At 66.3% G+C, this 11,896-nt stretch carries 10 protein-coding genes and 2 riboswitches; of the genes, 3 read left to right on the forward strand and 7 right to left on the reverse strand.

The window, feature by feature from the left end; all coding sequences use genetic code 11:
• The 5 genes from RTN46_RS14560 to RTN46_RS14580 form a co-directional block, all read right to left on the reverse strand.
• Positions 1–506: LLM class flavin-dependent oxidoreductase (locus RTN46_RS14560; protein ID WP_312182431.1), on the reverse strand; the 506-nt coding region annotated here is incomplete at its 3' end.
• Positions 506–1,630: an LLM class flavin-dependent oxidoreductase gene (locus RTN46_RS14565; protein ID WP_312182432.1), complete on the reverse strand. Its 1,125-nt coding sequence runs from the start codon at positions 1,628–1,630 to the stop codon at positions 506–508. The genes RTN46_RS14560 and RTN46_RS14565, both read right to left, overlap by 1 nt.
• 8 nt (positions 1,631–1,638) lie before the next feature.
• Positions 1,639–2,628 (reverse strand): ABC transporter substrate-binding protein, encoded by a 990-nt coding sequence (locus RTN46_RS14570; protein WP_312182433.1) that lies wholly within the window; start codon positions 2,626–2,628, stop codon positions 1,639–1,641.
• 49 nt (positions 2,629–2,677) lie between these two features.
• Positions 2,678–3,508, reverse strand: coding sequence for an amino acid ABC transporter ATP-binding protein (locus RTN46_RS14575; RefSeq protein WP_312182435.1), 831 nt, complete (start codon positions 3,506–3,508; stop codon positions 2,678–2,680).
• Positions 3,505–4,584 (reverse strand): amino acid ABC transporter permease, encoded by a 1,080-nt coding sequence (locus tag RTN46_RS14580; protein ID WP_312182436.1) that lies wholly within the window; start codon positions 4,582–4,584, stop codon positions 3,505–3,507. Before RTN46_RS14580 ends, RTN46_RS14575 begins: the two co-directional genes overlap by 4 nt.
• 304 nt (positions 4,585–4,888) lie before the next feature.
• On the opposite strand from RTN46_RS14580, the gene RTN46_RS14585 reads away from it, so the two are divergent.
• The 3 genes from RTN46_RS14585 (at position 4,889) to RTN46_RS14595 (ending at position 8,833) form a co-directional block, all read left to right on the forward strand.
• Positions 4,889–6,880, forward strand: a complete 1,992-nt coding sequence (locus RTN46_RS14585; protein WP_312182438.1) for an FAD/NAD(P)-binding protein — start codon at positions 4,889–4,891, stop codon at positions 6,878–6,880.
• Between the two features lie 15 nt (positions 6,881–6,895).
• On the forward strand, positions 6,896–7,438 hold the full coding sequence (locus RTN46_RS14590; protein ID WP_312182439.1) for a GNAT family N-acetyltransferase: 543 nt from the start codon (positions 6,896–6,898) through the stop codon (positions 7,436–7,438).
• Between the two features lie 58 nt (positions 7,439–7,496).
• A riboswitch (SAM riboswitch) is annotated at positions 7,497–7,610 on the forward strand.
• 11 nt (positions 7,611–7,621) lie between these two features.
• On the forward strand, positions 7,622–8,833 hold the full coding sequence (locus tag RTN46_RS14595; protein ID WP_312182441.1) for a cobalamin-independent methionine synthase II family protein: 1,212 nt from the start codon (positions 7,622–7,624) through the stop codon (positions 8,831–8,833).
• Between the two features lie 126 nt (positions 8,834–8,959).
• Here RTN46_RS14595 and RTN46_RS14600 read toward each other — a convergent pair whose 3' ends face one another.
• Entirely contained in the window at positions 8,960–10,165 is a 1,206-nt protein-coding gene (locus RTN46_RS14600) for a cystathionine gamma-synthase (protein ID WP_312182442.1), read from the reverse strand.
• 1 nt (position 10,166) lies between these two features.
• Positions 10,167–11,567: a PLP-dependent transferase gene (locus RTN46_RS14605; RefSeq protein ID WP_312182443.1), complete on the reverse strand. Its 1,401-nt coding sequence runs from the start codon at positions 11,565–11,567 to the stop codon at positions 10,167–10,169.
• Between the two features lie 94 nt (positions 11,568–11,661).
• A riboswitch (SAM riboswitch) is annotated at positions 11,662–11,773 on the reverse strand.
• Positions 11,774–11,896 lie beyond the last annotated feature (123 nt).

The raw sequence follows: 11,896 nt of genomic DNA on the forward strand, positions 1-11,896 counted from the left end.
ATGACGGCGTCGTCTTCCCAGGAATCCCACAGCCGGCGGCTGGCTTCCACAGCGTCCGCCACCTCGTGCGCCAGTGCATCCCCGATCACCGGTGCCCGGCCCACCGCGGCGCCCTCTTCGGCCGTTCCCGCTGCGGAGACGATCCACCCCGCCCTCCCGCCGGAGACAAGGTCCAGGGTGGCCAGCTGCGTGGCGACATGGAACGGCTCGGTGTACACGGCGTCGAGTACCGGAACCAAGGCAATGGAGCGGGTCCGCGGTGCCACGAAGGCGGCCCGCTGCACGGCGTCGAGCCGGGCCGGTCCGTGCTCCGGGATAAGCCGCCCGTCCTCGAAAGTGACGGCATGGAATCCGGCAGACTCGGCGGCCTGGACCGACTCCAGTGTGCGGGCCGCCGCCAGGACTCCGTCGGGTGCCCGGCCGGAAACCCGCCACGCGGCCGGGTGCGCCCCCTCGCCGTCCACCTCCAGGGCCAGGACCCCGCGGCCATTGCTGTGTCGGCTCATTATGCTGCTCCTTCTGCCGGATTCCCGGCATGTTCGACGGCAGCCAGGCCCGCGGGGCGGGCCGCCCAGGGGTCCTGGTTCTCCCACAGGGTGGTGGGTGCGCCCGCCCGGACAACCGGGATGACCTCGGCGGCGAACCGTTCCAAAATCTCCAGCTGCTGTCCGAACGGAAGGGTGGTCGGCAGTGAAATGGACTGGAGGGAATGCCCGTACACGGCGTGGTAGTCAAGGATCTTGGCTGCGACATCCTCCGGGCTGCCCACCAGCGCCGGGCCTTCCGCCACAGCATGGTCGATGTCGCGGAACGGGGTGTTGTTCCCCGGCACGTTCCGTCCGGCGGCCAAGGCTTCGTAGACCGGGCCGAATGCGCGCTTCGCCTCAGCTGTGCTGTCCGCCAGGAAGACGTCGCCGGCTCCGCAGCCGGAGGCGATGTAGCGCTCGGCCGGATCGTGGCCGGCGGCCAGATACGCCTCGGTGTAGTGGTCGATCAGGCGCTTGTAGTTCTCCCGGGGCTGGATGGCGTTGGCGGTGAACAGCGGATCGCCCCAGTAGGCCGCGAGTTCCGCTGACCGCAGCGACGTCGCCGAGCCGTGCCAGACCCGCGGGGGTCCGGCGAAGGGCCGGGGCGTCGTCGTTGTCGGTTCCAGCAGCGGCGCCCTGAAGCGGCCGTGCCAGGTCACGTCCTCTTCGCGCCAGAGCCGTCGCAGCAGGGCGTACTTCTCCTCCAACAGATCCCACTGCTCCGCCAGCTCCAGGCCAAACAGCGGATACTGCAGCACTTCGTTTCCCTTGCCGATCACCAGTTCCAAGCGTCCCCGGCTGAGCTGGTCGAGGGTCGCGTAGTCCTCGGCAACGCGTACCGGATCCAGCACCGACAGCACGGTCACCCCGCTGTGCAGGCGGATCCTGCTGGTGACGGCCGCGATCCCTGCCAGCACCGTGGTGGGCGAGGAGGAAATAAACTCGCCGGCGTGCCGCTCTCCCACGGCGAACGAGTCGAAGCCAAGCTCCTCGGCGCGCTGGGCCGTCCGGAGGACCTGGTCCAACCGTTCCGCGGTGGAGACAATCCTGCCGGTGACCGGGTTTTTTAGATGGGGAATGATGTCCAAAACCTGGAATTTCACGGCGGGTCCTACTTCTCGAAGTTCGCGGCGTTGACCACGACAGACTCGGGAATGGCTTCCTCGGCCAGGCCCCAGCGTTCCAGCACCTTGGCGTAGCTGCCATCCTCGATTGCCGAGTTAATGGCTGCGGCAAGCGGTTCGGCCAAGCCGTTATCCCGCAGGGTGGTGGCCGCGACCAGGGTCTCCGACGGCCAGCCGGCGTTCACCTTGCCGACAATTTTCAGGTCGTCGCGGGTGTTCTCCCGGTACTTGGCGCTGGGATACGGGGCGAGGAACAGATCGAGCCGCCCGGAGGAGAGCGCCAAGATGGTATCCGCGTCACTTCCGTAGTACTGCAGTTCGGCTGGCGGCTCGCCGGCGTCCTCGAGCTCCTTGTTCCACGCCAGCAGGATTTTCTCCTGGTTAGTTCCGGCGCCGACGGCGACCTTCTTGCCGGAGATGTCCCCGGAACCCGTAATGCTGAAATCCGAATCCTTGCGGGCTTCGAAGCCCATGAACGCGGCCCGGTAGGTGGCGAAGTCGAATAACTGCACGCGTTCTGCGTTGACACCGACGTTGGAGAACACTGCTTCGAAGTCCCCGGACTGCGTTTTCAACGGCCAGTTCTCCCAGGAAGTGGCTTGCAGTTCCAGTTCCAGGCCAAGCTTGTCCGCGACCAGCTGGGCGATGTCGGTTTCGTTGCCGATCACGGTTCGCTCGTCCGTGGCGTAGACCGAGAGCGGGGTCCCGAACGGGCTGACACCGACGGTGAGCTTGCCGTCCGCGGCGATATCCGCTGGTACCTGCGCCGCGAGGTCGGCGTCCTTCTCCGTGCGGATGCGGTTCTGCTCCGGGGCCAGGTTATAGACGATGCCGTTGGCGGCCGGGGCCGCTGAGGCGCTGTCTCCGGATGTGCCTGCGGCTTCCGGGTCGGCGCAGCCGGTCAGGGCCAGGATGACGACGGCGGTTGCCGTGGACAGGGCTCGAATCGGACGAATCTTTGTCTTTGTCTTTGCCATGAGTTCTCCTATAGATACGTCAGTTAGTGGGCCGAAGCCGGCCTTGGATTCAGAGGTGAAAGGCCGGTTCGATGACTTTGGAGAGGAATGCTCTGGTGCGCTCGTGCTGCGGCGCAGCAAAGATCTGCAGTGAGGTGCCTTCCTCCACGATTTGGCCTTGGTCCATGAACACCACGCGGTCGGCCACATCCCGGGCGAAGCCCATCTCGTGCGTCACGACGATCAGCGTTGTGCCCGAATCGGCAAGGCCACGGATCACATCCAGCACTTCACCGACCAGTTCGGGGTCCAGTGCGGAAGTCGGCTCGTCAAACAGCACAACCTTTGGATTCAGTGCCAGTGCCCGGGCAATCGCCACCCGCTGCTGCTGCCCGCCGGAGAGCTGACGCGGGTAGACGTCTGCCTTGTCAGACAGGCCGACGCGCTCCAGCAGTTCCAGGGCCCGCGCCCGTGCCTGCCCGCGCGGGCGGTTCTGAGCGTAAATCGGAGCTTCGGTGATGTTCTCGACGGCGGTCAGGTGCGGGAAGAGGTTGAAATTCTGGAACACCATGCCGATGTGAGTGCGCTGGGCCAGGATGTCCTTCTCCCGCAGCTCATGGAGTTTGCCGCCGTGGGCCCGGTAGCCCACCAGGTCGCCGTCCACGGCAATGTGGCCGGCGTCGACCTTTTCCAGATGGTTGATAGTGCGCAGCAGGGTGGACTTGCCGGACCCGGAGGGGCCCAGGACCACCACCACCTCGCCCGGCTGCACGGTCAGGGAGACGCCGCGCAGCACCTCGACCTGGCCGAAGGACTTGTAAACGCTGTTGATCTCCACCAGCCCCCGGGTGGCGGCGGTAGCGTCCGTTTCGACGGCGGCCGGGACGGCTGGCTGACTCATCGGGTGGCCTCGGTTCTCTTGGCATGGGTGGAGAAGAGCTGCCTGACCTGCTGCAACGGCGTTGGCGGCAGTGAACGCACGGCACCCTTGGAGTAGTGGCGCTCGATGTAGTACTGGAACACGCTGAGCACCGAGGTAATCGCCACGTACCAGAGGGTGGCCACCAGCAGGAGCGGCAGCACCTGCTGGGTGCGGTTGTAAATGACCTGCACCGTGTAGAACAAGTCGGAATAGGCCAGGACGTAGACAATCGAGGTGCCCTTGACCAGGCCAATGATCTCGTTGAAGGCAGTGGGAAGGATCGAGCGCATGGCCTGCGGCAGCACGATCCGGGTGGACCGGCGCCAGGCCGGGATGCCCAGCGCCGCGGCCGCCTCAAGCTGGCCCTGGTCCACGGCAAGGATGCCGCCGCGGATGATCTCCGCCGAATAGGCGGCCTGGTTCAGGGTTAGCCCCAGGACGGCTGCAGCGAACTGGCTGATCAGCGTGGTGGTCTGCAACTCGAAGAAGCGAACGTCCGTGAACGGGATCCCCAGCGACACCTTTTCGTACAGGTACCCGAGGTTGTACCAAAGCAGCAGCTGTACCAGCAGCGGGGTGGACCGGAAGATCCAGGAGAAGGTCCAGGACACGGAGGCCAGCAGCCGTGAGGAGGACAGCCGCATCAGCGCCAGGATGAAGCCCAGGACAAAGCCGAGACTGCCGGCGATGGCCGTCAGCTTCAGGGTCTCCCCTAAGCCGCGGAGCACCGACGCGGCGGTAAACCACTGGGCCACCACGTCCCATTCCCAGCGCGGATTCGTCAGGAGCGACCACAGGATCGCGGCGACGCCGACGGCCACCAGTCCCGTCCCGGCCCAGCGCCACGGATGACGTGCTGCCACCACCGGATAGCCGGAGTAGTCCAAGGCTGTGCCTGTGCCGGCTCCGTTGGACGGTGGACGGCCGCCGCCGGAACCACCGGAGCCACGGGAACTACCGGAGCTGGCAGCCTCAGGTCTCGGAACCGGAGGCACGGCGTCGTTCGGCGATGCCGGCTCCTGGCCGGTCTGGATTTTGGGTGCGGCGGAACTCATACGCCCACCTCCTTCATGTTTTGAGGCCTGTCCTGCACGGTGCAGGAGGCTTCGTTCCCTATCCGGAAAACCAGAAGGTTGGCTGAATCTAGAACAACTCCGGCGGAGTCCCCAAGGCCGGTGTCGTGCAGAGTAAACCGGCGACGCATTGGCTTCACCGCGGTACCTGCCAAGGCCCTGAATGTCCTCGCATTGCGCATTATTTCCGCCGGTGAAGGCCGGTTACCCAAGCACCACGGGGCCCCGAGGATGCTCCTAGGATGGGCGAGACCGCGGGCCCGACCGCTGCCCGGGAAGGAGCGCCATGCCGATTGACAGCACGCCAGGCCGAACGTTGGGCGGCGGCCGCAAGAGAATCGTCTTTGTCGGCGGCGGTCCGCGGGCGGCCCTGATCCTGGAACGGCTGGCCGCCAACCGGCCGCGGCTCTTTGACGGCCCGCTGGCTGTTCACGTGGTGGAGCCGCACCAACCCGGCTCCGGTCGGATTTGGCGGCAGGACCAAAGTCCGCTGCTGAAGCTCAATTCCAGGGCCGCCGATGTCACCATGTTCACCGACGACTCGGTGGAGTGCGCCGGTCCGCCCACAGTGGGGCCCGGTCTACTCCAATGGGCCAGCGGTGTGGCGGACGGCAGCATCACGGACGCGCAGGTTCCGGACGCAGATCTGGCGCGCCAGCTTGCCGGCCTTCGCCCGATGACGTTCCCGACCCGCCGGCTGCAGAGTCTGTACCTCGAATGGTTCTTCCGACGCACGGTACAGGCACTGGGTCAGCAGGTTCCGGTCACCGTGCACCGGGACCAGGCCGTGGAGGTTTCCGCCGAGGACAGCGGTTACGTGGTGCGGCTGGCCTCGGGGGCAGCGCTGCCTGCCGACGTCGTTGTGGTTGCCATAGGGCACACGGATTCGGTACCCGACCCGCAATCCGCTGGCTATGCCGGCTTTGCGGCCAGGCACAACCTCTTCCACACCCCGCCGGCCTATACCAACGATGTCGATTTTTCTGCCTTGCGCCCGGGACAGAAGGTGATCGTCTCCGGCATGGGACTGGCCTTCATCGACCTGGTGGTGCAGCTGATGGAAGGCAGCGGCGGCCAATTCGTTGATGCGCCCGGGGGCTCCCTGCGCTACATCCCGTCCGGGAACGAACCACGGCTGTGGGCAGGTTCCCGCCGCGGGGTGCCGTACCGTTCCAAAATCAGTACTGAACTGCGCGGAGAACCGGCCCGTCCGCCGCGGTACCTGACCGCAGGCACCGTCGCCGCGCTGCAAGAGGCGCACGGCGAGTTGGATTTTCGGCAGCATCTCTGGCCGCTGCTGGCCAAGGATGCCGCGTTTGGCTATTACCAGGAGCTGTTCACCGGGCATCCGGAGCGGGTGGCTCTGCCGTGGTCCGAATTTGTGGTCCGTTTCGACGCCGCCGCCTGGTATTCGGATGAGAGACGGGCCTTGGTGGACCAAGCCGTCCCCGCGGCGGGGGACCGGCTGGAGTTCGAGGACCTTGACCATCCGCTGGCCGGGGTGGCTTTCGCTGGGCCTGCGGAAGTGCAAAGTATGGTTTCCGCGCACATCCGCGAAGACCTCAGGCTGCGCGACGGCGGGGCAAACTCAGAAACGCTTGGCCTGTTCCTGGCGTTGCTGCGCGTGTACTCCGAACTGGGCCGCCTGGTTCCAGCGGAAGTACTCACGCCTGCCTCGCGCCCGCTGGTCAGCGGCTGGTGGCACGGTTTCTTCAGCTACGTGGACTCCGGCCCGCCGGCCCGCCGGCTGCGCGAACTGCTGGCGCTGCACGAGGCAGGCTACCTCTTATTCCTTGGCCCTGCGCTGGAGGTGGGCACTGACGAAAAGCTCGGCCTGTTCACGGCATCCTCCCCGCAGGTTCCCCATACAGTGAGAGCGACCGCCCTCATCGAAGCCCGGCTGCCCAGGCCCACTGTGGAAGGCTCGGCGAATCCTCTGCTGCTGACGCTCCATAAGTCCGGCCTCGGCTGCGAGGAGCGCACAGGCGGTTCGCCGTCGGATCCCAGCACCGGGAAGCTGTTAGTGGATTCCTCCGCACGGCTCGTCGGTGCAGACGGCGGCACCCGAACGGGCCTTTACGCCGTCGGCCCCGCGACCTCGGGCTGGGGCAGCGGGGCCTTCGCCCGGCCGAACAGCAACGCCGCGCCGTTCCGCGAGAGCGATGCGCTGGCACGGCTGATCCTCACCGACCTGGCGGCAATGTCCTTAGCTCCGGGGGACACCTCCGGTGCACGGCTGGCCGCCGCCATCAATCAGCTGCACTCCTCGCTAGTCTGAACCGAAAGGATTTTGATGACCCTTCCTCCGCCCCGAGGGGCCTTTGCAGAGCTGCTCTATCTGCCGTTGGAGGACCCTCGGGTGCAGCCACTGGTCGATGGGCTGACCGCGGAATACGACCGCCGATACGGCAGCATCTTCGGCGGTGCCGGTCAGGAGATGCGCCGCTACCCGGCGGTGGAGTTCGCACCCCCGCATGGCGCACTGCTGATCCTGCAGGAGGACGGGGAGTCTGTAGCCGGCGGCGCCTTCCGCCGCTATGACGAGCAGACCGCGGAGTTCAAGCGCATCTGGACCCATCCAGGTCACCGGCGCCGGGGTCTGGCTCGCCAGGTGCTGACCGAGCTCGAGGCGGAGGCCGGGCGCCGTGGCTACCGCCGGGTCTACCTGACGACCGGCTCGCGTCAACCGGAAGCGCAAAACCTCTACTTGGCCACCGGTTACAGCCCCGGATTCGATCCCTCGGCTGATCCGGAAACCGTCAAGCATCTGGCCTTCACCAAGGAAATACCGGCTGGTGCGTCCGGGCAGAGGCCGGTGATCACGGCGAACTCCTGAAACACCTACTGGCAGGACACAATTTGCACATGCAGGAGCCCCCGTTGTTTGATGAGAGCTCCCATCCCGAGCGGCCGAGAGACCTGGATCGATGACGCCGCAGCAACCAACCCCGGGACCGTCTCACGGCGGTTCGCAACGGTAGTGGTGCTACTGCCAGGACCGATGGAAAGGACCATTCCCATGCCCCTGAATACTGACCGCATCCGTGTCACCCACGCCGGATCCCTGCCCCGAACACCGGAACTGCTCGCGGCGAACGAGGCAAAGGAAGCCGGCGGCCTCACGGAGGAGTTCCTCGGCCTGCTCGAGGCGTCAGTGATAGACATCGTCGAACGCCAAAAAAACCTCGGAGTGGACATCGCCAACGACGGCGAGTACGGCCACACGATGTCCTCATCGGTGGACTACGGGGCCTGGTGGAACTATTCGTTCGCCCGGCTGGGCGGGCTGCAGGCCACCGATGTGGACCGCTGGGCGGACGACCAGGTCCACCGCTCCTCCCCGGGCAACATTGTGCTGACCACGTTCACCGACCGCCGCGACCGGGTGAAGTTCAACGACGCCTACACCGACCCGTCTTCGGGTGTCCTGGCGCACCGGAAGTCGGTCAAGCAGCCCAAGGTCGCTGGCCCGTTGACCTATACCGGCCAAGAGTTGGTCGCCTCGGACATCACCAACCTGAAGAAGGGATTGGACGCCGCCGGACTGGCCGAAGGCTTCGTCGCGTCGCTCTCCCCGGGGTCCTGCGCGCGCATCGCCAACGACTACTACCAGAGTGACGAGGAACTGCTCTACGCTTGCGCCGACGCAATGCGTGAGGAGTACAAGGCGATCATCGACGCCGGACTGACCGTCCAGTTGGACGACCCGTCGCTGGCCGAGAGCTGGGACCAGATCAACCCTGAGCCGTCGCTGGAGGACTACCTGAAGTTCATCCAACTGCGCGTTGAGGCCACCAACTGGGCTTTGCGGGATCTGCCCCAGGAACAGATCCGGCTGCACGTCTGCTGGGGTTCCTGGCACGGCCCGCACACCACCGACATCCCCTTCAAGGACATCATCGGCTCGGTGCTGCAGGTCAACGCGGGCGCCTACTCGTTCGAGGCAGCCAATGCCCGGCACGAGCACGAATGGCGCGTCTGGGAGGACACCAAGCTGCCCGAAGGCAAGGTCATCATTCCGGGCGTCGTTTCGCACGCCACGAATGTCGTGGAGCACCCCGAGCTGGTGGCGGACCGGATCGAACGATTCACCGGCCTGGTGGGCCGGGAAGCCGTGATCGCCTCCACGGACTGCGGGCTCGGCGGGCGAGTCCACCCGCAGATCGCCGTCGCCAAGCTGGAAGCACTGGGCCAAGGCGCGGAAATAGCGTCCAAGCGCCTCTGGAAGTAATCCACGCCGCAGGGCTTCAGCGCCCGTAACCGGCTGTGATGGACCGGAACCCGGAAATTTCGGGGTTCCGGTCCATCACAACGCTCCGAATCTGGCTGCAGGAGCAGGTCCCTATGCGCGGCTGCATCACCTGCTGAGCGCTGCGGCACCTTTGCGGAGTCCCTGGGCCCGTTCCAGTGCGCCCGCCAAGTCTTCCTGCAGATCCGCCAGGTCCTCCACCCCCACCGAGAGCCGGACCAGGTCGACCGGTACAGCAAGCTCAGTTCCGCGCACTGAAGCGTGTGTCATTTCCGAGCAGTAGCAGATCAGCGATTCCACCCCACCCAAACTCACCGACAGTGCGAACAGCCGCGTGGATTCGGCGAAGGCCCGTGCGGCGCTCTCTCCGCCGGTGAAGCGAACCGAAACGATCCCACCGAAGCCTGACATTTGCCGTGCCGCCAGGGCGTGCCCCGGGTGCTCGGGCAGTCCAGGATAGAGGACCTCGGCGACGCCGGGCTGGTCCCGGAGCCATTCCGCGAGAGCCTGGGCGTTAGAGTTGTGCCGCTCCATGCGCAGGCCAAGGGTCTTCAGGCCGCGGGCGGCCAGATAGCAGTCCTGCGGCCCAGCGACCGCGCCGCCGGCGAACTGCTGGTTGCCGACCGTCTCCGCCAACTCCCGCCCGCGGAAGGAACGGTCCGCCACAACCACCGCCCCGCCGAGGACATCCGAGTGTCCGCCGATGTACTTCGTGGTCGAGTGCACCACCACGTCCGCGCCCCACTCCAGCGGCCGCTGCAGGTAGGGGGAGGCGAAGGTGTTGTCCACCACCAGCAAAGCCCCGGCCTCGTGCGCCACCTTCGCCCAACCGGCCAGATCCGCGATGGCCAGCAGCGGATTCGACGGCGTCTCTACCCACAGAATTGCCGTGGATCCCGGCTGGACCGCGGCCGCTACCGCTGCCAGATCGGTGATATCCACGGCCGTATTCGCTATGCCCCAGGGGGCCAGCAGAGAGTTAATCAGGCGGTTCGTGCCACCGTAGCCGTCCCCGCCAAGAACTATGTGGTCACCCGGCCGAAGCAGCGCTCGCAGCAGCGCATCCTCGGCGGCCAGCCCGGAGGCGAAAGCGAACGCGGCCGTGCCGCGCTCCAAGGCTGCCAGCTGGGTTTCGAACCCGTTGCGGGTGGGGTTGGAGCCGCGGCTGTACTCATGCCCGGCACGCAGCACATTGATCCCGTCCTGCACAAAGGTGGAGGTCTGGTAAATCGGCGGGATGACCGCTCCGGTCAGCGGATCCGGTTCCTGTCCGGCGTGGATAGCGGTGGTGTTGAATCCTGCGAACCGTGCCATCTCAGATCCCCGTTCCCGCGGAAACCGCTGCGGTAGGGACCGCTGCCGCCCGGCAAGTGGCTCCGGTCAGCGGGGCCAGTGCCTGGGCCAGATCCGCGACGAGGTCCGCCGCGGCTTCCAGCCCCACTGAGAGCCTGATGGTGGTCTCCGTGAGGCCGGCGGCGGCGCGCTGCTCACGGCTCAGTCGGCAGTGCGTCATCGCTGCCGGGTGTGCCACCAGCGACCGGGTGTCGCCCACATTGGCCACCAGCTTGAACAACCGCAGCCGGTCAATGAATGGACCCACCTGCCCGGGGTCTGCAGCGAGGTCGAACGAAAACACGCTCCCGGCCCCCTGCGGGAAGTCCCGGATCGCGAGCTCGGCTTGAGGATGGCCCGGCACCGACGGATGGTGAACCGCTGCCACGGCCGGATGACTGGTCAGGAACCGGATCACCTCACGACTGTTCTGCCCGTGTCGGGCCACCCTGATGTCCAGGGTCTCCAGCCCCTGGAGAATCTGTGCGGCACTGGCGGGCGCCAGCGAGGGGCCCAGATCGTGCAGGTATTTGCTGCGGGCCAGGGCCAGGTAGGCACCGTGGCCGTGGCGTTCCCACAGAATCTCACCGCCGTAGCGGCGCTTGGGCCGGGTGAGCTGCGGCCATTTGTCCGGATAGGCGGAAAAGTCGAAGCGGCCACCATCCACGACGGCGCCTGCGAGGGTGGTTCCGTGCCCGCCCAGGAACTTCGTGGCCGAGTAGACAACGATGTCTGCCCCATGGTCCAGGGGCCGGTACAGCGCCGGGGTAGCCAATGTATTGTCCACGACCAGCGGAACGCCGGCGCCGTGCGCCACGGCGGCGATTGCCGGCAGATCCTGCAACGTGGCGAGCGGGTTGCCTATGGACTCGGTCAGGAATGCCCGGGTCTGCGGGCGTACCGCCGCCGCCCAGGCACCGACGTCGGATGGATCGGCGAAACTGACCTCGATCCCAAAGTCCTCGAAGGTGTCAGTCAGCAGGTCCACCGTCCCCCCATACAACTTTGAGGACGCCACGATGTGCCCCCCATTGTGCACCAGCGCTAACAGGGCGATGGAAACGGCGGCCTGGCCGGTGGCCGTGGCCAGGGCTGCGACGCCGCCGTCGAGCGCTGCGATCCGCTGCTCAAGGACGGCGACGGTCGGATTGCCGGTCCGGGTATAGGTGAAGCCCGGTTCCTTCAGCGCAAACATGCGGCGGGCCGAGGCGTAGTCGGGAAATTCGTACGCGGCAGTCTGGTAGATGGGGACCGCCACGGGCCGGTAGGGGGCCTGCGGTTCGTAGCCAGCATGGATCTGTGAGGTGGCCGTGCCACCAGCGTCGCCGGGGCTTATGGGATGGGGCCGTTCGTCAGCGGCGGCCGCCTGGTTCTGCAATGTCATTCCCGCTCCTCGGTCGGCCGAGGGAGTGCATCAGTACCAGGGGACCAGCAAGTAGCCGTACAGTGCCGAGGCCGCAGGTGGGTGCGCTGACGCGTCTCCATCGGTTCTGGCGGTAGCACCGTTTCGACAGCCCGCCTAGGCGGAGGGCAGCCAGATGGTTGCTGCGGCGTCAACAAGCCAGATCTCTCGGCCGCTCTTGATGGTTAGTGGGATTACTGTAGGCAGCAACCCGGGAGCTGCCCAAATACCTGCGGAAAGAGGCGCAGCATGACGGAATCAGACGCTGGTTTCGTCACAAACCGCAAGCCCCCTGTCACATGAACACGCTG

Source organism: Arthrobacter sp. (genome assembly GCF_031988865.1).
Lineage (GTDB): Bacteria > Actinomycetota > Actinomycetes > Actinomycetales > Micrococcaceae > Arthrobacter_B.

What these genes read in the sequence shown, in the direction of transcription:
- RTN46_RS14585 (WP_312182438.1), top strand. Translation starts at nt 4,889, where the DNA reads ATGCCGATTGACAGCACGCCAGGCCGAACGTTGGGCGGCGGCCGCAAG.
- RTN46_RS14590 (WP_312182439.1), top strand. Translation starts at nt 6,896, where the DNA reads ATGACCCTTCCTCCGCCCCGAGGGGCCTTTGCAGAGCTGCTCTATCTG.
- RTN46_RS14580 (WP_312182436.1), bottom strand. Translation starts at nt 4,584, where the DNA reads ATGAGTTCCGCCGCACCCAAAATCCAGACCGGCCAGGAGCCGGCATCG.
- RTN46_RS14575 (WP_312182435.1), bottom strand. Translation starts at nt 3,508, where the DNA reads ATGAGTCAGCCAGCCGTCCCGGCCGCCGTCGAAACGGACGCTACCGCC.
- RTN46_RS14570 (WP_312182433.1), bottom strand. Translation starts at nt 2,628, where the DNA reads ATGGCAAAGACAAAGACAAAGATTCGTCCGATTCGAGCCCTGTCCACG.
- RTN46_RS14595 (WP_312182441.1), top strand. Translation starts at nt 7,622, where the DNA reads ATGCCCCTGAATACTGACCGCATCCGTGTCACCCACGCCGGATCCCTG.
- RTN46_RS14605 (WP_312182443.1), bottom strand. Translation starts at nt 11,567, where the DNA reads ATGACATTGCAGAACCAGGCGGCCGCCGCTGACGAACGGCCCCATCCC.
- RTN46_RS14600 (WP_312182442.1), bottom strand. Translation starts at nt 10,165, where the DNA reads ATGGCACGGTTCGCAGGATTCAACACCACCGCTATCCACGCCGGACAG.